26 protein-coding genes are annotated in these 26,525 nt (G+C 29.7%); 11 read left to right on the forward strand and 15 right to left on the reverse strand.

Features of this window, described 5'->3' with window-relative positions:
* Positions 1-202: 202 nt before the first annotated feature.
* From F1564_RS07410 to F1564_RS07445, 8 genes are all read right to left on the reverse strand, one after another.
* Complete coding sequence (locus F1564_RS07410) at positions 203-1,426, reverse strand: chloride channel protein (protein ID WP_018451173.1); 1,224 nt, start codon at positions 1,424-1,426, stop codon at positions 203-205.
* A gap of 221 nt (positions 1,427-1,647) precedes the next feature.
* On the reverse strand, positions 1,648-2,280 hold the full coding sequence (locus F1564_RS07415; protein WP_018451172.1) for an MliC family protein: 633 nt from the start codon (positions 2,278-2,280) through the stop codon (positions 1,648-1,650).
* Positions 2,281-2,446: 166 nt separating this feature from the next.
* A complete protein-coding gene (locus tag F1564_RS07420; protein ID WP_018451171.1) occupies positions 2,447-3,127 on the reverse strand; it encodes a DUF6320 domain-containing protein in 681 nt (226 codons plus the stop codon).
* A 45-nt stretch (positions 3,128-3,172) separates the two neighbouring features.
* Positions 3,173-4,438: a hypothetical protein gene (locus F1564_RS07425; protein ID WP_018451170.1), complete on the reverse strand. Its 1,266-nt coding sequence runs from the start codon at positions 4,436-4,438 to the stop codon at positions 3,173-3,175.
* 88 nt (positions 4,439-4,526) lie between these two features.
* On the reverse strand, positions 4,527-5,774 hold the full coding sequence (locus tag F1564_RS07430; RefSeq protein WP_149201932.1) for an RNA-guided endonuclease InsQ/TnpB family protein: 1,248 nt from the start codon (positions 5,772-5,774) through the stop codon (positions 4,527-4,529).
* A gap of 270 nt (positions 5,775-6,044) precedes the next feature.
* The gene (locus F1564_RS10520; protein WP_010126420.1) at positions 6,045-6,173 is read right to left on the reverse strand and encodes a hypothetical protein; all 129 of its coding nucleotides are present in this window, start codon (positions 6,171-6,173) and stop codon (positions 6,045-6,047) included.
* A gap of 241 nt (positions 6,174-6,414) precedes the next feature.
* Positions 6,415-6,591 carry a hypothetical protein gene (locus F1564_RS07440; RefSeq protein WP_010124639.1) on the reverse strand — a complete coding sequence of 59 codons (177 nt, stop codon included), beginning with the start codon at positions 6,589-6,591 and terminating at the stop codon, positions 6,415-6,417.
* Positions 6,592-6,771: 180 nt separating this feature from the next.
* Entirely contained in the window at positions 6,772-7,623 is an 852-nt protein-coding gene (locus F1564_RS07445) for a patatin-like phospholipase family protein (RefSeq protein ID WP_018451167.1), read from the reverse strand.
* A 249-nt stretch (positions 7,624-7,872) separates the two neighbouring features.
* On the opposite strand from F1564_RS07445, the gene tnpA reads away from it, so the two are divergent.
* The 11 genes from tnpA (at position 7,873) to cbiB (ending at position 19,276) form a co-directional block, all read left to right on the forward strand.
* Positions 7,873-8,274, forward strand: a complete 402-nt coding sequence (gene tnpA, locus F1564_RS07450) for an IS200/IS605 family transposase (RefSeq protein ID WP_018451166.1) — start codon at positions 7,873-7,875, stop codon at positions 8,272-8,274.
* A 2-nt stretch (positions 8,275-8,276) separates the two neighbouring features.
* Positions 8,277-9,413, forward strand: a complete 1,137-nt coding sequence (locus F1564_RS07455; protein WP_018451165.1) for a cysteine desulfurase family protein — start codon at positions 8,277-8,279, stop codon at positions 9,411-9,413.
* A 100-nt stretch (positions 9,414-9,513) separates the two neighbouring features.
* Entirely contained in the window at positions 9,514-10,305 is a 792-nt protein-coding gene (locus tag F1564_RS07460; RefSeq protein ID WP_018451164.1) for a Cof-type HAD-IIB family hydrolase, read from the forward strand.
* 33 nt (positions 10,306-10,338) lie between these two features.
* Positions 10,339-13,896 (forward strand): DNA polymerase III subunit alpha, encoded by a 3,558-nt coding sequence (gene dnaE, locus F1564_RS07465; protein ID WP_018451163.1) that lies wholly within the window; start codon positions 10,339-10,341, stop codon positions 13,894-13,896.
* 199 nt (positions 13,897-14,095) lie between these two features.
* Positions 14,096-14,863, forward strand: coding sequence for a hypothetical protein (locus F1564_RS07470; protein ID WP_018451162.1), 768 nt, complete (start codon positions 14,096-14,098; stop codon positions 14,861-14,863).
* 53 nt (positions 14,864-14,916) lie between these two features.
* Positions 14,917-15,471, forward strand: coding sequence for a 16S rRNA (guanine(966)-N(2))-methyltransferase RsmD (gene rsmD / locus F1564_RS07475; RefSeq protein WP_018451161.1), 555 nt, complete (start codon positions 14,917-14,919; stop codon positions 15,469-15,471).
* Between the two features lie 27 nt (positions 15,472-15,498).
* Positions 15,499-15,720, forward strand: coding sequence for an exodeoxyribonuclease VII small subunit (gene xseB / locus F1564_RS07480; protein ID WP_018451160.1), 222 nt, complete (start codon positions 15,499-15,501; stop codon positions 15,718-15,720).
* Between the two features lie 231 nt (positions 15,721-15,951).
* Positions 15,952-16,842, forward strand: a complete 891-nt coding sequence (locus tag F1564_RS07485; RefSeq protein ID WP_018451159.1) for a polyprenyl synthetase family protein — start codon at positions 15,952-15,954, stop codon at positions 16,840-16,842.
* Positions 16,843-16,885: 43 nt separating this feature from the next.
* Entirely contained in the window at positions 16,886-17,689 is an 804-nt protein-coding gene (locus F1564_RS07490; protein ID WP_018451158.1) for a polyphenol oxidase family protein, read from the forward strand.
* A gap of 20 nt (positions 17,690-17,709) precedes the next feature.
* Complete coding sequence (locus F1564_RS07495; RefSeq protein ID WP_018451157.1) at positions 17,710-18,267, forward strand: hypothetical protein; 558 nt, start codon at positions 17,710-17,712, stop codon at positions 18,265-18,267.
* Positions 18,268-18,334: 67 nt separating this feature from the next.
* Entirely contained in the window at positions 18,335-19,276 is a 942-nt protein-coding gene (cbiB, locus tag F1564_RS07500; RefSeq protein ID WP_018451156.1) for an adenosylcobinamide-phosphate synthase CbiB, read from the forward strand.
* A gap of 62 nt (positions 19,277-19,338) precedes the next feature.
* Here the strand turns inward: cbiB and speB are convergent, their stop codons facing one another.
* From speB to F1564_RS07535, 7 genes are all read right to left on the reverse strand, one after another.
* Positions 19,339-20,190, reverse strand: coding sequence for an agmatinase (gene speB, locus F1564_RS07505; protein WP_018451155.1), 852 nt, complete (start codon positions 20,188-20,190; stop codon positions 19,339-19,341).
* 29 nt (positions 20,191-20,219) lie between these two features.
* Positions 20,220-21,062, reverse strand: a complete 843-nt coding sequence (gene speE / locus F1564_RS07510) for a polyamine aminopropyltransferase (RefSeq protein WP_018451154.1) — start codon at positions 21,060-21,062, stop codon at positions 20,220-20,222.
* Positions 21,063-21,217: 155 nt separating this feature from the next.
* Positions 21,218-21,748 (reverse strand): glycoside hydrolase family 108 protein, encoded by a 531-nt coding sequence (locus tag F1564_RS07515; protein WP_018451153.1) that lies wholly within the window; start codon positions 21,746-21,748, stop codon positions 21,218-21,220.
* A gap of 71 nt (positions 21,749-21,819) precedes the next feature.
* The gene (locus tag F1564_RS07520) at positions 21,820-23,283 is read right to left on the reverse strand and encodes an aminotransferase class I/II-fold pyridoxal phosphate-dependent enzyme (protein WP_018451152.1); all 1,464 of its coding nucleotides are present in this window, start codon (positions 23,281-23,283) and stop codon (positions 21,820-21,822) included.
* Positions 23,284-23,827: 544 nt separating this feature from the next.
* Complete coding sequence (speD, locus tag F1564_RS07525) at positions 23,828-24,691, reverse strand: adenosylmethionine decarboxylase (RefSeq protein ID WP_026231284.1); 864 nt, start codon at positions 24,689-24,691, stop codon at positions 23,828-23,830.
* 222 nt (positions 24,692-24,913) lie between these two features.
* Positions 24,914-25,789 carry a hypothetical protein gene (locus F1564_RS07530; RefSeq protein ID WP_018451149.1) on the reverse strand — a complete coding sequence of 292 codons (876 nt, stop codon included), beginning with the start codon at positions 25,787-25,789 and terminating at the stop codon, positions 24,914-24,916.
* 12 nt (positions 25,790-25,801) lie between these two features.
* A complete protein-coding gene (locus F1564_RS07535) occupies positions 25,802-26,347 on the reverse strand; it encodes a hypothetical protein (RefSeq protein ID WP_018451148.1) in 546 nt (181 codons plus the stop codon).
* Between the last annotated feature and the right edge of the window lie 178 nt (positions 26,348-26,525).

Here is a 26,525-nt window from a genome sequence, read left to right on the forward strand (position 1 = left end):
TAATTCAACCAATAAAATTTCAAATGCTTTTTTCCTCCTTATTCTGCTTTTTATAGCCATTTGTAAAAGCAGAAAAATTTCAGAAAATACAGTATTTTAATGTTTAATTTTCTTGTTTTTCTCCGCTCTCTGACAAGAGGTCTTGATCTCTTATGATTTACTGCTGTTATTCAGTCTTTATTGCTTTTACAATTGCCTATTTTTATTCTTCAAAATAGTTTTTTTGCAATCCATAAGTCGATATCTTCCGATTAACCAAATAAGCAAAAATCACAATTATCACAAAAAATGGCAAATTATTAAATCCAAAAACTTCTCCGCCAATAAAAATCGGTGCCAACAAAGTATTCGTTGCACTTCCAAACACGCTTATATACCCTGCGGCTGCAGCAAATTCAATTGGTAATCCAAAGAAAAATGCTATCACAATCCCTAGCGAAGCTCCAATCGAAAACAGCGGTGTTACTTCTCCACCTTGAAATCCAGCAGCCAATGTCAACGTCGTCAATAATAATTTTAGTATCCAGTCATATACATAAATTTGCTTCCCTGAAAAACTATTTTCAATCAAATTCGTTCCCAGCCCAGTATATCGACCTTCATGCAACATCAAAAGTATTATGCCAAGAAAAATTCCAATAGAAAAAATTCGATAATATGGATTTTTAATTTTTTCTGAAATAAATTTTTTCAAAAAATTTTGCAAATAGACAAATAGATTTCCAGCAATTCCAAAAATTATTCCTAAAATTGCAAATTTTACAAATGTCATTGGAGTTATTGACAAATTCGTATTTACAATGTGAGTAAACTTTTCCAGTCCTAAAAAAGATGAAGTCCAACTAGCAGTAAATACTGCAACAATAGCTGGAAGCAAAGCATACAACTGTAAATTCCCCAGCGTCAAAACTTCTAAGGCAAAAAATAACGCTGCGATTGGTGTTTGAAATAATCCGCCAAAACCTGCCGCCATTCCTGTTACCAAAAACACTTTAGACTTGTCAGGAAAATTAAAGTACTTATTAAACCTATGAGAAAGCGTTGCTCCCAGCTGCACTGCAACCCCTTCACGCCCAGCACTTCCCCCAAACAAATGTGTAATCCAAGTTGCAACTGTCACAACAGGAATAAGCCTCAACGGAATCTCTTCTTCAGTCTTATGCCCAATCTCAAAAATCAATCCCATTCCCTTGCCAGCTTTTCCAGCAAACTTTCTATAAATGAAAACAATTAAAAGCCCTGCTAAAGCGATAAAAGGCACAAGACAATACAAATACTCTTTTCTAATATCCCCAATCAAGAGAAGCTCTCTTCCAAAAATCGTATCAGTCACTCCAACAATAAAACCAATGATAACCGCTACTGCTATCAATTTTAAATATAGGAAATAAGAATACTGATAGCTTTCCTTTATATTTTTTAACATTTAATTTTCCTTTCTAAATATTCATTATACTAAGCACTATTTTATACTATTCCCCATTTGAACAGCGGACTGTTTATAATCTTCTTTGCAAAGAGTCAAGATTCTCTTGTTAGCAAATAATATAAAATATATTTAAAAAACTAAAAAAGCCATTTAACACAATTGAAAAAATTGTATAAACAGCTTTTTTTTAATTTTGAATTTTTAATTTTTACTTGTAACTATTCTTCAATTGAACCATGGTCAGTACTTGTTAAATTACAGCTTTTATCTTTTCCATTTTCTGTATAAACAGCATCATTTCCTTTTATTTGGATTGAAACAGTTCCATCAGCATATTTTTCTCCACTAGCAGATACTGCAGAATTCAAGTTATGAATAGTTCCATAACCATCAGCTAATTTTACCTTGTCTGTAGAAACATTTTCTACTGTTAAATCTTGATAACCATCACAAGAAAATTTTCTCAATAAGTTACCGCTTGCAGTTTTTTTAGTTGAAGATGTATCACTTGTTAAATTACAGCTTTCATCAGTTCCATTTGATGTAAATACAGCATCATTTCCTTTTATTTGAATTGAAACTCCATTACCTTTGTATTCTTCACCGCTAGCAGATTTTGTTAATTTCAAGTTATAAACTTTTCCAGTTCCATCTGTCAATTTAACTTTATTTGTAGAAAGATTTTCTACTGTTAAATCTTTGCTGTTGCAGCTAAACTTTCTTGTTAAATTTGATTTAGAAACTGTTTCAGTTTTTTTTCTTGAAGATTTTGACATAGCTGAATAACCAATAGAACCGATAGCCAATACTCCAATTAAAGTTGCCAAAATCATTTTTTTTGTAGATTTCATAACATTCACTCTCTTTTCTTCAATTTAATTTTTGAAATTTTTATCTCTCAAATTTCAGTAGGAGTATACTACACTTTACTTTGTTTTTAATATTAAATTGATTATATTTTTAATAGTCTTACAATTTATTTGAATTTATCTAAAATCAATCAAAATATAGTGGCTATTACCTATGCAATCTTCGCTTAAACTCTTCCTTATACGATTTGTAGGCATATCGCAACATTATGCTTAAAATAAATAATGGAATCGAAGAAAATATGCTCCAAGTCATTTTTTTGCTTATAATTAATTCTAAAACTAAAAGAAATATTCCAACAAAAAAAATAAAAAAATTCAATATTTTTAACCTGTCATCTTTATGCTTATCCCAGACATACGAAAAAACAAGACTAATGAGATAAAATGCAAAAACAATAGGAATTCCACGTCCAATGCTCCAGCTCAATTTTTTATCCCCAAAATCAAGCAAAAGAAAAAAAGCTGTAAGACCAATCAATATCAAAAATAAATTTGTTCTCATTCTATAGGAATCTAAAAATACAAATAATCCCAAATCAAAGATTAAAATAGATGGAATCGCATAATATCCCCATTCCAGTTTCCCATACATTATCAAATTTTGAAAAAAAACCTCCAATATTGAAATAATTGAAATTGTAAAAAATGATAGAAATACAGTCTTTTTCACTTTCTTCATCTTCATTTCATACAAATTTATATTAACAATCGGATATTCCCTTGCAAATTCCTCTTCCAATCCCTTTATTTCAGGAACATCCGTTTCACACAGCGGACATCTTTTTACTCCATCTTCCAGCTCTACTCCACATTTTATACAATACATTTTTATTTCCCTCTTTATTATTTTTTTAACAATATTTTTCAATTTTTAAAAATAGTTAGTAACTATTTTAGATCTTATTCCTCTTTTTCGTAAATAAACAAAAAAATCCCTTTCAATATCATAATCTGCAGTTAAATTTCCAAAATTTATATAAACTTTTTTACTATCACTTATAACTCCCATCTTAATTTTGCACCTTTTGCTTGGTGGTGGCAAAAATCTAAATCCTTTTAAATATTTTTCATACTTTTTATCAATTTCAAAAATCCCCAAATTGGAAAATCCTGTTGTGTAACCACGTTCTCCATAATAATCAAATATAAATGGAAAAAATATCCGTTTTATCAAATATGGAACGGACTTTATAACTATATTTCTCATTGGATTCATTGCTTTATAAATACTTTTATAAAATTCCTTTTTTGTAATCTTTAAGGCAAAATAATTATCTAGATAAGTGATAATTTCAGATAGGGAATATGCCCCAAGACTGGCATCCACACTTGGAGTTATATTTATAAAAAAATTCCTATATGTCTTTTCCTCAAAAATTTTTCGTAAATCAACAGGAACTCCTATAACAATCGGATTTTTCGCACCAGAATACCTATCCAGCAAAACTTTAAAATAAACCGCAAGTAAATATTTTCCAATTGTCGTTTTATACTTCTTGCTTTCCATTTTCAAATTATCAACAGAAATCTCACCAGTTGTAATATGATACTGCCCCTTCTCCAGTATTTTTATTGGCAAATGAAATGCAGATTTTATTGTAGTTTCCTTACTTACTTTCCGCATATATTTTTCATAAAGGTCAACATATTTACTTTCCTTTACACCATTTTCCTCATCATAATTTCCAAATATTTCTTCATTCTTTTCCAAAATCTTTTTTTTATTTTCTAAAAAACTTTTATTTTCAAAATTTTTAATTTTATCCCCTTTTTTTTTCGGAAAATCAATCATTTTTTTATTTTTTATCAAATCTTTATCTTTTATTTCAATCTTCTCTTCATTTTCATTTTTTCCCTTATTTTCAATAATATCTACATTCCCAAAATTTCTGTTCCTACTGCTTTTGGAAAAATACTTCTCTTCCACATATTCTTCAATTAAATCCTGAAAAAATAGCATCGCACCCTTCCCATCTGTTAAAAAATGTGCAATTTCTATTGACAATTTATTATTAAAATAAATAATTCGCAACGGATTGTCCTTTTGTATATCCGTACAAGGATAAGTTTTTTCCTCTTCAATCATAAAATGTGTCTTTTTCTGCTGTAAATAATTCCAAAAAATTCCTTTTTTCAATTCAGAATTCTGAACCTCCCACGACTAAAGTCACAGGGTTCTAAAATCTTTAAAAACATTTAAAAATTTTCTAAGAAGTTTGATAGCTTTACACTACCCTTATTCTTTTAGGCGTGTCCAGCTCACCTCTATTGTATAGGATACTTAAATCCACAACTTTACTTTTTCTTAAAATATTTAATGTTCCATTACAATCCGCATTTATGAGTTTACCTGCACTTGTTTGATATAGTCCTCTTTTTATTCTTTTTCCACTGAATATATATTCTTTTTGATTTTCTTTATCATATATCGGGATTTCATCTCCATCAAAGAAACTTGCTTTTGATGTATAACTTTCTTCTTGCAGTTTAAATTCTATTCCATATAGTCTACATAGATATATTAATTTATCTCTTAATTTCCCATATGGTATATTTACAAAGTTTTGATTATTTATACTTCCTATATTTGAATTTCTTTGAAAATCTTCATTATATCCTAGAACTATTCTTCCTATATCATTATTAAGGCAATAATTTATAATTATTCTTGCTGCTTTTGAAAGATAATCTTCTATACGATTATTTCTCTTTCTAGCTATTCTCTTTTGTCTTAATGTTGTGCGGGAGGTCTTTTGCTTATCTTTTATACTATGTAATTTTGCATTTATCTTATTATAGTATTGATTTATTGATTTTAATTTTCTACTATCTATTATGAATGAAGCTCCAGTATTTGTAACACAAGTACAAAGATTATCTATACCTAAATCAATTCCTAGTGCATTTTCTTTATTTAATTCCCTTTGAAATTCTTTTACTTCGTAAGTATATTGAATTTCAAAGTACCTAGAATGTTGTTTTGGTATTATTCTAATCTCTTTTATCTTCTTGCCTTTTAATACTGGTGGTAGCTTTATTGCGATTTCCTTATGTGTCTTTCTAAATGAATTTGAATAAGGAACTATCAGCATACCATCTTTTAATCTAACAAAACCTATAACAAGAGTTGTAAATCCATCTTTAGCAAGATATTTAGGTAATTTTATATCTTTAAAATTATATTGACCATTCCTAGCAAGTTTTAAAAGTCCAAAAAATGATTTGAAACTTCCGTCTACTTCTTTTAAAATTTGTTGAGCCATATTAGAATTTAACTTCTTATAGTTCTCACTATTTTTAAGCATTTTATAGTTTTCGTTATAACTTAAATACTTTTTCTTATTAAAATAATACTGTCTAATATTATATATAGTTTCATTAGTTAAGTTCTTGGCTATATGAGATAAATATTTTAAATTCCTAAACTCCTTTTTACTAAGATGTTTTACCTGTTGTTTTAATGTTAAATACATATATAATCACCTCCTTTTTATCAAAGATATTATACCATGTATTCTACATTTTATCTGTCAAAAAAAGTAATATTTTTTATTTATTTTTAAATATTTTTAAAGTTTTTAAAACCCTACAACAGTGGGAAGCGTCGTTCACATAAGTTCGCTACTACTTATGCAGTTCTCTTGGCATATATACTCCTTAATAAATTAAGAAGATTATCCCTGAACTTCTTGTTATCTCTAACAAGCACAGACTATATCTTATCCATATCCTATTTCAAGGACTTAGGCGAAACCACTTCCAATACCTATCGCTTGTATTGTACTCCCCTCACGAGGGATAGTCGTTGAACTTTCCTTTTCAGGCTTAGCTGCTGATTGTCTATTATATTCCTTTCTATACGTACGGCTCAATGTTTAGGATTTAACCTTGCATCATCTAGTATATTTTTTCTGCTTTCGCTACCTTCACACTTATACCATGTCTTCACTTAGATATTATGTTGTGGTTATACTAGCTTTAAGAGTTCCCAGCAGTTCAGTTTCTTTGTTGCACGATTTTGCTCCGTGTCTACATACAAGTTTCCCTATATGCTTACTAAAATTTTCGTGCAATTCATTTCACGACTAAAAGTTGCGAGCGTTCTTGCACTATTTAATAAAACGGATACTTCTTTTCAAGCAAAATCGCCACATTCCTCAATACTTCTAAATCAATATTTTCTGAAAATAATGCCGAAAGTCTGAAACATGTTGTTCTTCCTTCACTAATTATCGAAGAATACGTTTTTGCAAAGGCATCTAACTCATACCAAATTTTTTCATTTTTCACTTTTCCCTCCCTTCTTATTTTTTTATTATCATTCATAAATTTATAATTTCATATTAGATATGTTTAATAACCTAAGGTTTTTTATCTGTATAGGGGGCAAGATCCCTTAGTTCAGGATAAAATTTTAAGTTTATATAGTTATCTAATGGGACTATTTTTATTAGAAATACTATTTAAGAATTACTTTTCTAAATATTTTTTCAATTTTTCATAATTTTTCTTTGCCTCTTCATACCCAATGTTATAAACTTTCTGTAACTTATCTCTATTTTTCTCAATTCTTCCCAACTTCAGCGGAACTGACGGCTGAATCACAAAAATTTCCCCCTTTTTCTCTAAATCATAAATATGATCCAAAGTCGCATTATATCGACTGTATCTTGTTTTCATAAGCTCCACAAATTTAGGATATTTTTTATATCTTATTGCTGAAATTGTTCCTAACCTGCTCTGTTTCTTACGATAATTTTTATCTCTCGTCAGCACCACGATATTTTTTGTATTTCCCTTTTTTATAGAATAATCTAAAGGAATCGGATCAGAAACCCCTCCATCTAAGTAATTTTTTCCATTTAATTTAACAAATCTAGATAAAAACGGAAGCGAAGCCGACGCCCTTAAAGTATCAATTTCCTTTATCGCATCTTTAACCACAGGATATTCCGCCTCTCCAGTTTCACAGTTTGTAACAACTGCTTGAAATTCTGTCTTACTATTTTTAAAAGTTTCATTATCAAACGGATTATATTTTTCAGGAATATCGTGATACGCATATTGTTCCTCAAAAAAATCTCCAGTCTTTATCAAATTATAAAAACTTGCATATTCTCTCTTATTTATATGATCCGCAATTGCATTAAATCCTCTTTTATACTGTTTTGAAGTATAACTTGCCCCCAATGCCGCCCCAGCTGACACTCCAATCAAATTATCCACTTCGATATTTTTTTCTAGAAAAAAATCTAAAACTCCCGCAGTAAAAATCCCTCTCATTCCTCCACCTTCAAGAACTAACGCTGTTTTTCTATTCATCAGTTTCATCCCCTTCAATACTATTTTACATTATTATACACCTATTAATCATATTTTTCTACTTTTTTTAATAAACCTTAGCAATTCAAATCTTATTTATTTTAATAAGATCTAGCAAAAAATCTCCAACTTCTACAAGTGGAAAATACCACAATTAACATTGCAATTTATATTATGAAAAAATTTGAAAAAATAAAATGTTTATGATATAATTTATTCAGTAAAATAACTTAAAAGAGGTTAATAACAATGTCATATAATAATAATTATTATTCAGTCTTTAACATAAATTATCGTATGATTTTTTGTATAAAATATCGGAAAAAAGTCATTAATGATGAAATTTCTAACAGATTGAAAGAAATTTTTGAAAAAATATGTCCAAAATACAATATCATTCTTAAAGAATGGGAACACAATATTGATCATATCCGTATGTTGATTAATGCCAAACCGAATACTGAGCTTTCTAAGTTTGTGAATACTTACAAGAGTGCTTCCAGCAGATTGATAAAAAAAGATTTCCCCGAAATAAGAGAAAAATTATGGAAAGAGTATTTTTGGAGCAGAAGTTATTTAGTTATGAGTGTTGGGGATGCACCACTAGAAATAATGAATAAATATATTCAAGAACAAAAGGAGAAAATTTAAAGATGAAAATAGTATATTTAGATAATGCTGCAACTACAAAAATGTCCAACAAAGTAATGGAAGAGATGACAAAATCATTTAGCGAAAATTATGGAAATCCATCTTCTGTACATTCATTGGGACAACGTGCAAAGTCAGCTATAGAAAGGGCAAGACATATTGTAGCACAGAATTTGAAAGTTGAAACGACTGAAATTGTGTTTACATCTGGCGGAGCTGAGGGGAATAATCTTGCGATAAGGGGATTTTTAAAGGCGAACAATGATAAAGGAAAACATATTATAACATCTAAGATTGAGCATTCTACGATTTTAAAAACCTTTGAGCAGCTGGAAAATGAAGGGTATGAAGTTTCATATATTGGTGTCGATGAAAAGGGAGTTGTGGATATTGAAAAATTGAAGCAGGAATTGAGGGAAGATACGGCACTTGTTTCGATAATGTTTGTGAATAATGAAACTGGGGTTATTCAGCCGATTAAGGAAATTGGGGAAATTTTGGCAGAGAGAAATATATTTTTTCATGCAGATGCAGTTCAGGCAATAGGAAAATTGAAAATTTTACCAAAAGATTTGAAGATAACTGCTTTGACAGCAACAGCTCATAAATTTTACGGGCCTAAGGGAGCAGGATTTGTATTTATTGATAAAAAATATTCACTTGAAAAGGAAATCTGGGGTGGCTCACAGGAAAGGAACAGAAGGGCTGGAACAGAAAATGTTCACGGAATTTTGGGACTTGGTGTGGCACTTGAGGAAGTTTATGAAAATTTGGAAGAAATATCAGAAAAAGAAGATAAACTGCAAAATTATCTAGAAAATAAACTGAAAACTGAAATTAAAAAATTAGGTAAAAAAGTACGGATAAATGGAGAAAAATCCAATAGAATAAAAACAACAACAAACGTTTACATAGAAGGAGTGGATATTCAAATGCTGCTGGTAGCACTAGATTTAAGAGGAATCTGCATAAGCGGCGGTTCAGCATGCATGTCAGGCTCGCTTGAAAATTCGCACGTTTTGAAGGCTATGGGACTTATCGATGAGGAGTTGAAAGGTTCATTTAGAATTAGCATTGGGAAAGACACTACTGTTAAAGAAATAGATTATTTTATAGAAAATTTAATTGAAGTTATTTAAATATAAAAATGCAAAACAGGTTATCAGGTAGTCTTTTTACAAAAAGAATAGAAAATGAGAAAGCAAAATTTAATAAATTGTTAGTAGAAAGGGAATTAAAATGAATAATATAAAAGCAATATTTATGGATTTGGATGGAACGGTGCTAACAAGTGAGCATAAGGTTTCGGAAAATTTGATAAGAAAATTGAGAGAAGTGGAAGAAAAAGGAGTGAAAATATTTATTGCGACTGGAAGAACCTTTTCTTCGTCAAAGCCTTTTGTGGAAATGCTGGGGATAAAAAATCCAGTAATTAATTATAATGGCGGAAGAATTACAAATCCTTTGAATAGTGAAGTTATTTTTGAGAAACCTGTTGAGGCACAGGATGTTAAGGAACTTATTAAAGTTTCGAGGGAAAAAAGAATTCATTTGAATTTATATATGGATGACAAATTATATATTGAAAATGAAACAGATGAAGGTGCAAAATATTCAGAAAGCGTGGAAATTCCATATTATGTGAAAAATTTTGACGAATTTATTGGAAAAACTTCTACAAAAGCGTTATTTATTGCAGAAAATTCGATTTTACTGGAGTTAAAAAAGGAATTGGAAGAAAAATTGCCACATATTAATTTTGTATTTTCAAAACCGCATTATTTAGAATGCTTGAATAAGGAAGTAAATAAAGGGCTGGCAATAAAGGAACTGTTGAAAAAATATGATATTTCTCCAGAAGAAACAATGGCATTTGGGGATCAGTGGAATGATTTGGAAATGTTGAAGTTTGTGAAATATGGGTATCTTATGGGGAATGCTACGGAAGAGCTGAAACAGGAATTTTCAAAAGAAAGAATTACATTGTCAAATGATGAAGATGGAATTTATGAAATAATAAAAGAACTTTAGGTATTTTATAAAAATAGAAATTAGGTAGAAATTATGGAAAATAAATTTGTACATTTGAAATTGCATACGGAGTATTCACTGCTTGAAGGAGTAGGGAAAATAGATGAATATGTTGAAAAGGCTAAGAAAATAGGAGTAAAAGCACTTGCAATTACCGATACTTCGATGTTTGGGGCAATCGAGTTTTTTAAGAAGTGTAAAAATGCTGGAATAAAGCCGATTATTGGACTTGAGGTGTTTCTTGATGGACTGGAGAAAGTAGGGGAGTTTTCGCTTACTTTACTTGCTAAAAATCAGAATGGGTATAAGAATTTATCAAAATTGTCGTCAATTTCATATAGCAGATTTACACGGAATCGGAATAAAATTAAGTATGATGAATTGAAAAAATATTCAGATGACTTGTATATTTTGTCAGGTGGCATAAATAGTGAGGTTGTAAAGGGTATTCTAGATTTGGAAAATACTCAAGTTAGAAGGGTTATTGAGAAACTTGGTAAGGATTTTGGGGATAATTTTTTTATTGAAGTTCCTGCTGTGGAAAGGCTGGGAAAGGCTAGGAAAATGCTTTTTGACATTGTGCGTAAAAATAAATTTGATAATTTTGTTATTACAAACGATGTTTATTATCCAAATCGGGAAGATGCAGTTTTGCAGAAAATTGTGGAATCAATAAAAGAGGGAAGCAAAATTGATACAGAAAAATCGGAAAATAGTGAAATTTTGTATGATGACCTATATCTAAAATCTGAAAATGAAATAGAAAAAAGTTTTGAAAATAAGGAATATAGCGAGTTTTATGAAACTGGAATTAATAATGTGGAAAAAATTGTGGAAAACTGCAATGTTGATTTTGAGTTTCATCATTTTAAATTTCCAAAATATTCGTTGCCACAAAATGTAAGTGAAAAGGAATTTTTGCGAAATCTAGTATTTGAGGGGCTTTTTCACAAATACTTGAAAAAATCTGTTTCAGATTCTGAAAAATTGCAGCTGGATAAAAATTTTGAGATAATTGAAAAAGAGATTGCAAAAGATGAAATTGCTGGGCAGAAATTGAAGGAAGTTAAAATTCGGGAAGAATTATTAAAAAATAATTTGGAAAATGTTTTGGAGCGTGCAGAGTATGAGCTGGAAATTATTGATAAAATGGGATACAATGGATATTTTATCATTGTCTGGGATTTTATAAAATTCTCACGTGAAAATGGGGTTTATGTTGGGCCTGGAAGGGGTTCTGCGGCTGGGAGCATTGTTTCGTATGCCTTGAATATTACGGAAATTGATCCGATTGAATATAATCTGATTTTTGAGCGGTTTTTGAATCCTGAACGTATTTCGATGCCTGATATTGACATAGATTTTGATCAGGAACAGCGGGAAATTGTCATAAATTATGTGGTGAATAAATATGGGGCGGAATACGTGGCACATATTATTACGTTTGGAACGCTAAAGGCTAGGCTTGCGATTCGTGATGTGGGGCGTGTGTTAAATGTTTCGCTTGTAAAAGTGGATAAAATTGCTAAAATGATACCGTTTAATACGGAACTGAAAGATGCCTTGAACAATATCCCTGAAATTAGAAAAATGTATGAAACTGACAGGGAAATAAAAAGGGTGATTGATTATTCGCTTAAATTGGAGGGAAAAGTGCGGCACGCCTCTGTTCATGCTGCTGGAGTCGTTATTTCCAAAGATGTGCTAAGTGATGAGATTCCGACATATTCAGATGGAAAAACGAAAATTGTTTCGACGCAATATCAAATGAAGGAACTAGAAGAGCTAGGAATTTTAAAAATGGATTTTCTTGGTTTGAAAAATCTTACGATTTTGCGAAAAACTGTGGAAAATATTGAGAAAAGAAGAAAAACAAAGATTGTATTAAATGACATTCCGCTAAATGATGAAAAAACTTATGAATTGCTTACAAAAGCTGATACAATGGGAGTTTTTCAATGTGAGTCGGCAGGAATCAGAAGTCTTATGAGAAAAATGAAAATTGAAAAATTTGAAGATATAATAGCTCTTTTGGCACTTTATCGTCCAGGTCCTTTGCGAAGTGGAATGGTGGATGATTTTATTAATGTGAAAAATAACAGGACTGAAATAAAATATATTGATAATTCACTAAAATACATACTTGAGGAAACTTACGGAATAATTCTGTATCAGGAGCAGGTTATGAAAATTGTGAGTGAAATGGCAAATTATTCACTTGGGGAAGCTGACGAGCTGCGGCGTGCGATTGGAAAGAAAAATCCTGAATTAATGAAAAAAAATCGTGAAAAATTTGTAACAAATGCCCAAAATAAGGGAGTTTTATCGAAAAAGGCAAACGAAATTTATGATTTAGTGGAAAAATTTGGTGGATATGGATTTAACAAGTCACATTCGGCGGCTTATGCTTTGATTGTTTACTGGACAGCGTATTTTAAGGCAAATTATCCATTGGAATTTTTTGCTGCGATAATGACAACCGAAGTACATAATCTGGATAGATTTGTTGTTTTTGTGAATGAAGCGAAGGAAAAGGGGATTAATATATTTTTGCCAGATGTGAATTTATCTGACTATGATTTTGGAATTGAAGAAAGTTTTGAAAATAATAATGAAATAAAAAAAATAGGAATTAGATTTGGACTATTTGCGGTAAAAGGTATTGGAGCGGCTTTAATTAATGAAATAAAAAAAGAAAGAAAAAATGAGGAATTTTCCTCTTATGAAGATTTTGTTTATCGAATGAAACAAAATGGGATTACGAAAAAGCAGCTGGAATCACTTATTTTATCAGGAGCTTTAGATAAATTAAACGGGAATAGATTTGAAAAATATAAATCTATTGATAAAATTTTAGAATATAGCCAGAAAAAATATGAATCTGAAGAGGATTTGCAAATGATTTTATTTAGTGGCGAGAAGGAATTTAAAGGTAAGTTTGAAATGGAAAAGGCTGATGAATTTCTTCAAAAAGTTTTGCTTGAAAATGAGAAAGAATATCTTGGAATTTATGTTTCAAGCCATCCCTTAAATGAGAAAAAAAATCTAATAAATATAATTTCCCATAATAAAATATCAGAAATTTCTCAAAAAGAGCTAAAAAAAGTACGAATTATCGGAATAATAAAAAACGTAAAAAAATTTGCAACACGGGCTGGAAAAGAGCCAATGGTAAAATTTGAAATGGAAGATTTTCAAAAAAGTATTGAAGTAATCTGTTTTCCAAGAGAATACATAACTTTTGGCTATAAAATCACAGAAGGGCAGATTATGGTGCTGGAAGGAATTGTAAATTCTGAGCAAAATAGAAATACAGTTATTTTAAATAATATTTGTAACATTGAAAATCTGGAAGAAAATAAAAATCTGAAATTATACATCTTAATCGACGAAGAAGTGAAAGAAACAAATCAAAAATTGAAAGAGATTATTTTAAAAAATAAAGGCGATAGTCAAGTATTTTTGGCATTTAAAACGAATGAGAAAAAGGAAGTTGTGAAATTGTCTAAGAAGTATAATGTGAATTTGTCGCTGAAATTTATTAGAAAAGTTGCAAAATTGCTTGGAATTGAGAGAATAAAACTAAGATAAATAGTTTTTTATAAAATAGATTTTATTATAAAAATTATAGTTAAGAAAATTTATAAAATGATTTAATTAAGTAGGAATAAGTTTAATCTTAAATTTTTTTATAGAATTAAAATTTAGATTATCGAATAGTCCTGATATATTTATTTGATTTTAAAAAGAATTAGGTATATAATAAGAGAAAATTTAAAGGAGCGAGAAGATGAATTTTTTTACAAAAAAATTGAAAAACTTTTTTTCAGTAATATTTGTTATAGCGATATTTATTACATTTACTGTTTTAACGTTTTCAGAAAATTCAGAATTTCTGGCAATTGGGAATTTAAAAATTGTACGGCAAGAGCCATTGGTAATAAAAAGGGAGGATTTAAATATTACAATTGAAAAAAATAGGACAATAAAAGTAAATAGTGTCTATACATTTGAAAACATTGGAAATTACAATGTAAAATCAACATTTATGTTTTGGCTTGATACAAATGTGGAAAAGACTGATAAAAAGGATTTTAGTAATAAAAATACAAATAATCGGGGAAAATTTGTAAAAAATATAAAATTTCTAACAGACTATAAAAAAGCACAAAGTCTGCGGGCAGTCATTAACTTTGATGAAAGTATTTATGAAAATCAAGTCACAGATAATATTCAGCGTGAATGGTTTGCCATTTCAAAAATAATTCCATCAATGGAAGAAGGAAAAGTGGCTGTTTATTATGACTTAATAAATACTAAATTTTCAAGAAATAAAGATTTTGTGTATAGTTTTGATTTAGTGGAAAACTTTTTTAATAAGAATAAAGCAGAAATTTTATACGTAAATATTTATAATAAATCAGATTTAAAAATTAAGAATATAGATTTTAAAGACTATGAATTTAAAAATATCAGTAAAAATAATAAAAAAGAGCATTACCAGCTGCTTGAAGGTGGAATAAATTTAGATGGCAAACTTGTGATAAAATTTGAGTAGATTTTAAATTTATTTGAGATAAAAATTAAATATAAAAAACGAAAAGAGGAAAAATGAGGATTGTAGCAGGAACATTGAAAAATAGAAGAATAAAATCAAGAGAAGGAAGAGAAACCAGACCTACGCTAGAAAGAATAAAAGAGGCAATTTTCAGCATAATTGGAGAAAAAGTTGTGGAGGCAAAATTTCTGGACTTGTATTCAGGAACTGGGAATGTTTCATTTGAAGCACTTAGCCGTGGGGCAAAAAGAGCAATTATGATTGAGGAAGATAAGGAGGCTCTTAGAATAATTATTGAAAATGTAAATCATTTAGACATGGAAGAAAAATGCCGTGCCTATAAAAATGATGTTTTTCGTGCGATAGAAATTCTGGCAAGAAAAAATGAAATATTTGACATAATCTTTTTAGATCCGCCTTACAAGGAAAATATTTCAACGAAAACGATTGAAAAAATTTCGGAAGAAAATCTTTTGGAACGAGATGGAATTATAATTTCAGAACACAGCACGTATGAGAAAATGGCGGATAAAATAGGTAATTTTGTGAAGTACGATGAGAGGGATTATAATAAGAAGGTAGTTAGTTTTTATAGGTTTGATGATTAAATAAAAAATATGAAGGAGAAAATAAAAATGGCAGTAAAAAAACAAAGTTATGAAGAAAATATTGCACAAATTGATGAAATTTTGGAAAAATTGGAAAGTGAGGAATTATCACTAGATGATTCAATTTCTGAATACGAGAAGGCGATTAAACTGATTAAGGATTCGGAGAAATTGCTTGAAGCTGGGGAAGGGAAAGTTATGAAGGTACTTGAAAAAAATGGAAAAGTGGAAATGGAAGAATTTGAATAGAAAAAGTAAATATTAAATTAAATAAAAGGCTGTTTGATAACTATGTAAATTTGGATATGGTTAAATAATACTAAACCCAGTTTAAATAACGAACTTATCACAAACTTTTCCAAATTAATATTTCAAAATAATTAAAATATAATTTTCACTTTTTAAGTGGAGAATAGTATAAGTCACAAGGGGTTAAGACCTCTTGTCTAAAATAAAAGATATTGAATGACGGGAGATAAAATGTTACGGGAATATTTGGAAGAAAAAAAAAAGATTGTGGAAAGCAGTCTAATAGAATTGCTTGGGAATTATAGGGGTAAATATCCTGAAAAATTGGCAGAGGCAATGGAATATGCAGTTATGAACGGAGGAAAGCGAATACGTCCTATTTTGATGTATATGATTTGTGATTTGTTTGAAAAAAATAATTGTAAAAGTTATGATAAAATTAAGGAAATTGCTGCTGCACTTGAATTTATACATTGCTATTCACTTGTTCATGATGATTTACCAGCGATGGACAATGATGATTACAGGCGTGGTAAACTTACAGTTCACAAAAAATACAATGAAGCAATTGGGGTTCTTGTGGGAGATGCTCTTTTGACGGAAGCCTTTGGGATAATTGCAAATTCTAAAAAATTGGAAGATAAAAATAAGGTTGAAATTATTTCGAAATTGTCTGAATATGCAGGATTTTTTGGAATGGTCGGAGGGCAGTTTGTAGATATGGAGTCTGAAAATAAACAAGTGGAAATCGACACATTAAAATATATTCATGCTCACAAGACTGGAAAATTGCTGACTGCTGCGATTGAATTACCAATGATTGCTTTGGATATTGAAAGTGAAAAGCATGAAAAAATGGTAGAATATTCAAAATTATTGGGAATCGCCTTTCAGATTAAGGATGATATTTTGGATATTGAAGGGAATTTTGAGGAAATTGGTAAAAAATCGAATGATGTGGAAAATGAAAAAACTACTTATCCTAGCATTTTTGGATTGGATGAAAGTAAAAGGCTACTTCAGGAATATTTGAAAAAAGCAAGAAAAATTATTATTGATGACTTTAATGGGAATCAATTGTTTTTGGAATTGACGGATTATTTTGGGAATAGGAAAAAATAAATAGTTAAATATATTGAAAATTATAATTTAAATGGGAGAAAAAATGTTTATCGAGAAGAAAAACTACTTTTATATTGAAGAATTTGAAAAATATGGAATAACAGCAGTTTATACCAAAAAAATTGCTGGAAATATGTCTGATTATTGTCCACTTGGAAATCAGGAAGAAGGAATACAGAAAAAAAATCGGAAAAAGTTGTTAAAGGAGCTGGATTTAGAAGATAAACAAGAAGTTATGGCTTTTCAGACACATTCTAACAATGTGAAAATTATTGATGAAAATACAAGGAAATATTATTATGAAAAACAAGATGATATTGATGGATTTTTGACAAAAAGAAAAGATATTGCGATTTTTACGTTTTATGCAGATTGTCTGCCAATTTTTGTTTATGATAAGGAAAATCAAGTTATCGGGGTCTGGCATTCGGGATGGCCTGGAACGTTTAAAGAAATGATGAAATCTGGACTTCTGGAAATGAAAAAAAATTATGGAACAAAAGTTGAAAATGTAATAATGGGATTGGGAATTGGAATGCAGCAAAAATTTTATGAAGTTGGAATGGAATTTTATGAGAATTTTGCAAATAAATTTGGAAAAGAGAGTGAACTGGTGCAAAAATCATTTGAATGGAATGAAAATACTGGGAAATATCACTTTGATAATACAAAATTTAATGAAATAATGGCTTTATCACTTGGAATAAAACCAGAAAATCTGATTATTTCCTATGAAGACACGTATGGTAAAATTGATAAAATGGGAAATATAAGTGATAAATTTCATTCTCATAGACGAGAAGGGAAAAGTGCTGGAAGGGCTACGGCTATGATTAGTTTTAAATAAAAAAGGGAGGAGACAAATTTATGAAAAAAATTTTATTTTTAGTATTTTTAATGATAGAAGCAATAGGATTTTCAGTTAATTGCAATTGGTATACAGGGAATACAGAATCTGCAAGTAAAATGGTAGAACTGGTTAAAAATACAAAATTAACAGATAAAATTTATTGTGATGTAGAAAAAAATAAAATGGTATATGAAACAGAGGATAAAAATAATGATAGTTTTATGGAAGTAGGGTTAATTTATAACAAAGGAAGCAAAAAGGGGCTTACCTATATTGAAATTGCTAATTATTTGGATGAATTTGAAAAGGATGTAATTAAATTATATCCTTGGAAAAATTTGACAGAGTTAGAATATAGTAATTCTCCAGAATATTATAAATACAGAATGTATATTTACAGTCCTGAAAATAAGGATGAATTTATGATTTATATGATTCTTTATGATACAATAAATGGTGAATGGAAGCGTTTTTATAGTAAAGATTTTTGGAATAAAAATGATGAGAATGCTGTTGAAATGATAGAAATTATGGAAAAAGTGGGAGCAAGGGCAACAGATGATATAGTTTATTAAAAAAGTGATTTTTAAGTAAAATAGTTTATAGAAGAGTTACACAATAATGAATAATAGGAGATAAATAATGAATTTTTTAATAAAAATATGGATTTCATTCATTTTAGATTTAATTTTTGGAGATCCAGAAAAAATTAGACATCCAGTCCAGATTATTGGTAAAATGATTACATTTTTAGAGAAAAAATTATATGGGAAAAAAGGAAGCTTTGCTGGTGGAGTAGTTTTAGGTATTTTAGTAGTTGCAAGTACATTTTTTGTAATGTATGGATTTGTGGAATTGACAAAAATTGTAAAAGTTTTGGAAATTTTGGAAATTTATTTGATGTATACAGTATTTTCAGTAAAATCACTGGCCCGTGAAGGAAAAAGAGTTTATAAAATTTTAAAATTAGGAAATCTGAAAGTAGCAAGGGAAAAATTGTCTTATTTGGTTTCAAGAGATACTGAAAAGATGGATAAAGTTATGATTATTAGAAGTACGATGGAAACTATTTCGGAAAATATGGTGGATGGAGTGATTGCACCGATGTTTTATATGTTTTTGGGTGGTCTTCCACTGGCGATGGCTTATAAGGCGATAAATACTCTCGATTCAATGGTTGGATATAAAAATAAGAAGTATGCGAAATTTGGTATGTTTTCAGCAAAATTAGATGATATGGCAAATTTTGTTCCTGCTAGAATTTCTGGAATTTTCATAACGATGGCAAGTTATACTTTAAGATACAATTATAAAAATGCCTGGAAAATATTCAAAAGAGATAGAAAAAATCACGCAAGTCCAAATTCTGCTCATCCAGAAAGTGCTGTAGCTGGAGCATTGGGAGTTCAGTTTGGTGGAAAAGTTTCATATTTTGGAAAAGAAGTAAAAAAGCCGACAATTGGAGATAAATTAAAAGAATTTAGATTAGATGATATAAAAAAAAATATATTATTAATGTATATGACAAGTTTTGTCTCAATCTGCTGTTTTTCTACAATTTATTTAGTTTATTTAATGTTATAAATTTTAAATTACATTTAAGTTTTGTGTACACAAGGGGTTAAAACCCCTTGCTAAATCAAAAACTATTTATAAATAAATAACAAGATTTCTCTTAATAATTTACAAGCTAATGCTGTAGATTGCCCAGATTGATCATATACAGGCGACAGTTCATTCATATCAAGTCCAACAATATTTAACTGAGAAATTTTTTCTATCGCCTTATGAAGTTCCACAAAAGTGACTCCGCCCGCTTCAGGCGTTCCAGTTCCTGGAAACTCAGATGGATCAAGTACATCTAGATCCAATGTAAAGTATACTGGTTTCCCTTTCAATTTTTCCACAACTTCATCAAGTCCATCAAAATTAAATTTTGTTGTGTGAAGATGTTCCTTTGCAAACTTCCATTCATCTCTTTCTCCACTTCTTATTCCAAATTGAAAAATCTTACCATCTCCAACAATATCCCAGCATCTTCTAATTACAGAAGCATGCGAATAATACTGCCCTAAATATTCATCTCGCAAGTCAGTATGCGCATCAAACTGTATAATATGCAAATCTGGATATTTCTCAGCAACCGCCTTCACAGAGCCCAATGTTACTGAATGTTCTCCACCAATCATAAACGGAATTTTCCCATCCTTCAAAATTTTTGCCGTTTCATCTTGAATATCATGTAGCGTACTTTCCGAATTTCCAAACGAAAGCTCCAAATCTCCCCCGTCAAAAACATTTATATCTTCCAAATCCTTATCCTGATAAGGACTATAAGTTTCTATCCCAAAACTCTCATTTCTCATAACCGCCGAAGCAAACCTAGTCCCTGGCCTAAATGAAGTTGTACTGTCAAACGGTGCTCCAAAAATAGCGATTTTGCTCTCATTATATTCATTATCACACCCTATAAATGTATGTATATTTTTATTTTTCATATAAATTCTCCTTCTAGTTTTTATTCTAATTATTTTATTAAATCTTTCACATAATTTGGCAAAGCAAATGCCCCTTTATGCAATTCCGTATTATAATATCTTGTTTCTATCCCAAACTTATTCCATTCATCTGCCTTCAAATCTCCTACAGGATTGTATTTTTTTGAAGCAAAGCCAAATAGCCAATGTCCTGACGGATATGTCGGTATATGCAGCTGATAAACTGTTGCAAATGGGAAAACTGCTCTTAACTGTTTATTTGCTCTTGCTGTTGCTTTAGCATCTGCCTCATAATATGGACTTTCGTGCTGATTTACAAGGATTCCATCTTCTTTTAATGCGTTAAAGCAATTTCCATAAAATTCCCTCGTAAATAAATCTTCTCCAGGCCCAAATGGATCTGTCGAATCCACAATTACAATGTCATATTCATCTGTCTTGGAACGTACAAATTTCAATCCATCCTCGTAATAAATACAAACTCTTTCATCATCCAGCTTATTCGCTGTCTTAGGCAAATATTCACGGCAAACATCAACAACCATCTTGTCAATTTCCACCATATCAATTCGCTCAATATGTTCATATTTTACAAGTTCACGGACAGTCCCGCCATCTCCAGCACCAATAACCAATATTTTCTTAGCTTTAGGATTTACCGCCATTGGAATATGTGTTATCATCTCATGATAAATAAACTCATCCTTTTCTGTTAACATCATAAATCCATCCAGCGTTAGAAACCGCCCAAATTCCTGCGATTCAAAAATATCTATTCGCTGAAAATCACTCTTCACACTAACCAATTGCTTATCAACCTTTATAGAAAATCGAACATTTTTCGTATGCTCTTCTGTATACCATAATTCCATCTGCTATACTCCTTTCAATTTGTATTACCTTTTTTATAAAAATCTTACAATAAAAAAATATCTAGTATTTTATTTTCAATATTTCTTACTTTGAAACTTTTTTAATTCCTCAGTTTTTCCACTTTTTATAATTTTGTTCTATTTTCTTACATTCATTAAACGTTTCTCAAATAATTTTCCTTAACCTTAACCCTATTTAACCATCCTGTCAAAAAATCATTCTGAGTCGCATCTCTTTTAGCAAGATATTTATAGTATTCACGCTGTAAACTGTGATATACAACCAAAAATTTATCTGGATTAACTTCATTTAAATATTTTAGCGTCTGAGTTCCAATTGCTCCATCCATACTCACAACATTTTTACCATAAACCTTATTCACAGCCTCCTGTGCCTTTTTAATTCCATATCTCCCAGCATTTACTGAAAAATCAAATATACTTAATGCCATTTTATCATTTTTCACTTGATCCAATTTTCTAGCCTTGTAATATTTTTCCTCATAAATTTTCTGTGCCATTACTTTTGTTAAATCTTTCATATTTCCTTTGTACCCACATTCTCTGGCTCTTTCTTTAGTAATTCCGTACTTTGTTTCCCCGCCTTTATCATTCTTATCATTAGAGTAGCTTCCTTCAACTAGCAAAATATAATTAAAAAATTTCAAAAATCTGCTGTCAGCCATTTTTATTTCCTTCTTTCATTTATTTTAAGTGGAATTCTGCAGATATTGTCTACATTTTTATGTCAAAAATTTCACTCCAAAACAACATTTATCTTTTCAACATGCATATCTTCAGTTCCCGTAAGCAAACATCCTTTTTCCTTTGCATATTCAATATAATTTATAATTTCCTCTGTGATTCGCTCTCCCGGTGCCAAAATCGGTATTCCTGGCGGATAAGCCATAACAAATTCCCCGCTTATTTTACCAGCACTTTCCTTTATGGGAACCATTTCCTTTTCTGAATAAAAGGCTTTTTGTGGCGGAAGCACAACATCAGGGTTTATATATTCATGATCAAACATTCCTGTAGAATCTTTTGAGTAAAGCCGTTTAATTTCTGCAAGTGAAGAAATTAGCCGCTCTATTTCCAAACCTCTGTCCCCAGCTGAAATTATTGCCAAAATATTTCCCAAATCTCCAAATTCAATCTGAATTTCATAATCATCTCGCAAAATATCATAAACTTCAATTCCAGCAAGTCCAATATCCTTTGTATACACAGATAATTTTGTTGTATCAAAGTCATAGACCGAATCTCCATCAATCAGTTCCTTCCCATACGCATAATATCCACCTAGTTTATTAATTTCATTTCTGGCATATTCTGCAAATTTAACCGTCTTTTCAAAAAGTTCCTTCCCATTTATTGCTAAATTTTTTCTTGCCACATCAAGCGATGTCATAAGCAAGTATGAAGAACTTGTAGTTTGAGTCAAATTAATAATTTGACGGACATAATCGGCATTTATTCGCTCTCCACTTAACAAAATCGAACTTTGTGTTAAAGAACCGCCTGTCTTATGCATACTAATCGCCGCCATATCCGCTCCAGCTGCCATTCCTGAAATTGGTAAATTATCGTCAAAGGAAAAATGTGCTCCATGTGCTTCATCAACTAACACAAGCATATTATTTTCATGTGCCAGTTTTACAATAGATTTTAAATCTGAACAAATCCCATAATAAGTGGGATTATTCACTAGTATTGCTTTTGCATCAGGATTTTCATGAATTGCTTTTTTTACATCATTAATTGACATTCCAAGTGATATTCCCAGTTTCTTGTTAAGCCCGGGATTAATATAAACTGGGATTGCTCCGCAAATTACCATCGCATTAATGGCACTTCTATGCACATTTCGTGGAATAATGATTTTATCTCCAGCCTTGCAAGTTGCCATAATCATAGCCTGTACAGCCCCAGTCGTTCCACTTACCATAAAATAAGCCTCTTTTGCCCCAAAAGCCTCCGCTGCTATATCCTGTGCCTCTTTAATAACCGAAGTCGGATGGCATAAATTATCAAGCGGCTTCATCGAATTAACATCCATCTGCATTGCATCCAGCCCAATAAAATCCCGAAACTCCTTATTTCCACGCCCTCCTTTATGCCCTGGCACATCAAATCTCACAACCCTGTTAGAAAGATGATTTTTCAACGCATCAAAAAGAACAGTCTTATTTTGTCTATCTTTATCAATATTTTTCCCCATTTCTTCAACTCCTTTCATATTTTTTAATTTATTTATAATTTTAAATCCCAAAATTTTTTATTAAACATTTAGACAATTTACGTTTACATTTTGATTAGTAACTATTTTTTTGTAATTTATATGTTTTTTCTTTTCACTTCGCTCAAACAGTAATTTTTATTTCCAAAAAATCACAACATTTCTGATTCAATTATAACAATTATTTTACTTAATTATTTTCATGAATATAATTAAAAAATTTTTTATAAATTTCCGAGATTTTAATTTTTCAGTAAAAGACAACTTGTTTGAGCTTTTCTGTTATATTTGAATTAAATAACGATCTTATGAAATTAAAATAACTTTTGTTAAAAGCGAGTTTTGTCTTTTGCTGTAAAATTGAAATTCGAGAAGCGGGAGTGCAGAGGTATGGCGTTTGATACCTCTGCTTTAAAAAAAATTAATATAAATAAAAATAAGAGAAATACTATTATTAATCAAAATACTTTAGAAACCAAAATATAAAAAATATTTTTTTGATATTTAATTTAAGTGTAGAATGATTTTAATAAATATTCATTCCACTATAAATTTCAATCATTTCCTTCCTAAGTCTATCTGTAATTTCCAATCTTTTTTTAGGTGCAATTTCATAGACATCCTGATTAAAAAGATAATTTTTAAGCTCAATTTCCTTTATAAGCATTTTTGTATGAAAAATGTTGGACTGATACACATTTACATCTATCGCATCATAAATTTTCAGCTTTTCAGGATCAATATAGTCCTGAATAGAAGTTATATTGTGATCTGTAAAAAATTTCTTTCCTGAAATATCCCTTGTAAATCCACGTATTCTGTAATCAATTGTAATTATATCCGAATCAAAGCTGTCTATCAAATAATTTAACGTATTTAATGGAGAGATTTCCCCACAAGTTGCAATATCAATATCCACTCTAAAAGTAGAAATTGAATTATCTGGATGGTATTCTGGGAAAGTATGCACTGTTATATGGCTTTTATCCAAATGAGCATGAACCGTATCAGTGTCCTGGCTTGTATTTTCCTTTTTCATATTCTGACTATCTATCCCAATTTCCTCAAAGAATGGCTTTCCTTGATTACAAGATTTATCAATATTCTCAGGACTTATCCTTTCTTCTGCAATCAAAACATTTACAGAAGCTCCTTGTGGCTCATAATCCTGCTTTGATATATTCAAGACTTGTGCCCCTATCATTTCTGCCACACGAATAAGTATTTTTGTAAGTCTTTCTGAATTATATTGCTCGTCAATATATGCAATATAGTCCTTCTGCTCCCTCTCTGTTTCCGCATAGCAAATATCATAAATATTAAAACTTAATGTTTTTGTTAAATTATTAAATCCATATAGCTTAATTTTATTATTTTCCAACTCATTCATCACTTCCTCTCTCATTTCATAAATTTCATTCATAGCAATATTAAAAATCTGTCTATTCCCCTAAATTCTATTCATAATTCGTAACTTATTTTTTCGACAAATTATAACATTTATATACAATTTTTACAATGAAAATTATAAAATGAACTTTCAAAAAAAATCACAGCTAAATTAATAACTGTGAGTTTAAATATTTTATTCTGTCATTTTAACATTTTTATTTCATAAAATCATTCTATACTTTACTATCCTATTTTCACACCCCATCACATAAATCTCATTCTCAATTACACAAATTTTTACAATTCTTTCCTTCAATACTCTTTCCTGTTTTAAAATATCGAACTTACTATCTGTAATTATTAATTCTCCGTTTTCCAAACCAATAAAATATTTCCCTTCAAATTCTTCAATGTATGTTATTTTTCTGTCTGAAATTTTTATTGAATTATAAAGCTCCTGATCCAAAATATTCCATATTTCAACTTCACCATCTTCTGTTCCTGCAAAATACTGAAGTCCAACTATTTTTGAATAGGCATGATTGTTTTCTGTCTTTACTTCAAATATTTTTTTTAATCTGTTTTCAAAGATATTTATTGTATTTATTTGCTTATGATCTTCCCTAAATTTAATTATAACATTTTCTCCACTTGTAAATATCTTGTAATTTCCATTTTTTTTACATTTTGAAAGTTTTGTGGAAATTAATTCCTTTGTATCGACATCATAAGAAAAAAGGATACTATCCTTAATATAAACAATTCTTCCGCTTGTTATAAAATTCATAACCTGAATTATATCTCCCATATCAAATACAAGCTCTACTATTCTTTTTTTATTTCCGTCACATTTATATACTTTCCCGCTTGGCGTAGAAACAAAAAATATACTAGAAACGAATAATTGATTTTTTTCTTTTATATATTTTATAATTTCACAATTTTTTACTTTTCCTCCGCTTTTCTTCTCAAATTTTCCTTTATTAAAGTATATTAACTTTTCTCCTGTTGTTATAATCCGTTTATTTATGGGTTCGACTCCAAAATCATTTATTTTTGCCTTATACTCTATATCATCTTCTAAAATTAGTTTCATATTTCCCCTCAATTAATACACAATATCTTCTGTTGGAAGATATCCTGTATTTTTCAGAATCTTTTGCATCTTCTCACTTGTTTTTGAAAAAATTTCATTATTATAATAAATTTTCCAATCCCCATCAGGTTTATCTGTATCAAAAATATATTTAAATAGCATAAAAGTATCATTTTTCTTTGCATTATATGCATAAAGCCTAAAAGTATAGTATTTCGGTTTTTTCTTCAAATTCTTTTTAGGTATATTCCTAGGAAGTAATTTTGCAACATCCTGTTGAAAATCAGTCATTATATTAAAAATATTATCATAAGTAAGCTCCTTTTTTTCATTAACATTATAGATTAGTCCCACTTCTATATTTTCCATTCCAATATAATATGTCATAAAATCACCTTCTACATCACAATAAATGTTTCCTTTTAACTGGGAATGATTTATTAATTCAATTTCCTTAGTCACATATATATCTGGATTCTTTATCCATTTACATGTATCAGCACCTGAAAATGAAATCCCCGATATTAATAAAATAAACATCATTATTAATTTTTTCACTTTTCCTCCTAAAATCTACAATTACTATACTAAAATCATTTTAAAACCAAACTCAAAGGTTATACTTTCTCTATTCAATTTTTAAATTTATTAAATTCTAAATAAACATATTTTAATCCTATATTGCTAATAATAAGTTTATCATACTTTCTTATTAATTTCAAGATTAATGTCTATG

The organism is Leptotrichia shahii, from assembly GCF_008327825.1.
Classification (GTDB): domain Bacteria; phylum Fusobacteriota; class Fusobacteriia; order Fusobacteriales; family Leptotrichiaceae; genus Leptotrichia; species Leptotrichia shahii.

Bases quoted from the DNA above. Each gene is read 5' to 3' on its own strand.
- F1564_RS07420 (WP_018451171.1), bottom strand. From the start codon at position 3,127: ATGTATTGTATAAAATGTGGAGTAGAGCTGGAAGATGGAGTAAAAAGA.
- F1564_RS07410 (WP_018451173.1), bottom strand. From the start codon at position 1,426: ATGTTAAAAAATATAAAGGAAAGCTATCAGTATTCTTATTTCCTATAT.
- F1564_RS07415 (WP_018451172.1), bottom strand. From the start codon at position 2,280: ATGAAATCTACAAAAAAAATGATTTTGGCAACTTTAATTGGAGTATTG.
- F1564_RS07445 (WP_018451167.1), bottom strand. From the start codon at position 7,623: ATGAATAGAAAAACAGCGTTAGTTCTTGAAGGTGGAGGAATGAGAGGG.
- rsmD (WP_018451161.1), top strand. From the start codon at position 14,917: ATGAGGATTGTAGCAGGAACATTGAAAAATAGAAGAATAAAATCAAGA.
- F1564_RS07520 (WP_018451152.1), bottom strand. From the start codon at position 23,283: ATGGGGAAAAATATTGATAAAGATAGACAAAATAAGACTGTTCTTTTT.
- F1564_RS07515 (WP_018451153.1), bottom strand. From the start codon at position 21,748: ATGGCTGACAGCAGATTTTTGAAATTTTTTAATTATATTTTGCTAGTT.
- speD (WP_026231284.1), bottom strand. From the start codon at position 24,691: ATGAATGAGTTGGAAAATAATAAAATTAAGCTATATGGATTTAATAAT.
- F1564_RS07455 (WP_018451165.1), top strand. From the start codon at position 8,277: ATGAAAATAGTATATTTAGATAATGCTGCAACTACAAAAATGTCCAAC.
- tnpA (WP_018451166.1), top strand. From the start codon at position 7,873: ATGTCATATAATAATAATTATTATTCAGTCTTTAACATAAATTATCGT.
- F1564_RS07460 (WP_018451164.1), top strand. From the start codon at position 9,514: ATGAATAATATAAAAGCAATATTTATGGATTTGGATGGAACGGTGCTA.
- xseB (WP_018451160.1), top strand. From the start codon at position 15,499: ATGGCAGTAAAAAAACAAAGTTATGAAGAAAATATTGCACAAATTGAT.
- speB (WP_018451155.1), bottom strand. From the start codon at position 20,190: ATGAAAAATAAAAATATACATACATTTATAGGGTGTGATAATGAATAT.
- F1564_RS07430 (WP_149201932.1), bottom strand. From the start codon at position 5,774: ATGTATTTAACATTAAAACAACAGGTAAAACATCTTAGTAAAAAGGAG.
- F1564_RS07470 (WP_018451162.1), top strand. From the start codon at position 14,096: ATGAATTTTTTTACAAAAAAATTGAAAAACTTTTTTTCAGTAATATTT.
- cbiB (WP_018451156.1), top strand. From the start codon at position 18,335: ATGAATTTTTTAATAAAAATATGGATTTCATTCATTTTAGATTTAATT.
- F1564_RS07485 (WP_018451159.1), top strand. From the start codon at position 15,952: ATGTTACGGGAATATTTGGAAGAAAAAAAAAAGATTGTGGAAAGCAGT.
- speE (WP_018451154.1), bottom strand. From the start codon at position 21,062: ATGGAATTATGGTATACAGAAGAGCATACGAAAAATGTTCGATTTTCT.
- F1564_RS07530 (WP_018451149.1), bottom strand. From the start codon at position 25,789: ATGAAACTAATTTTAGAAGATGATATAGAGTATAAGGCAAAAATAAAT.
- F1564_RS07495 (WP_018451157.1), top strand. From the start codon at position 17,710: ATGAAAAAAATTTTATTTTTAGTATTTTTAATGATAGAAGCAATAGGA.
- F1564_RS07490 (WP_018451158.1), top strand. From the start codon at position 16,886: ATGTTTATCGAGAAGAAAAACTACTTTTATATTGAAGAATTTGAAAAA.
- dnaE (WP_018451163.1), top strand. From the start codon at position 10,339: ATGGAAAATAAATTTGTACATTTGAAATTGCATACGGAGTATTCACTG.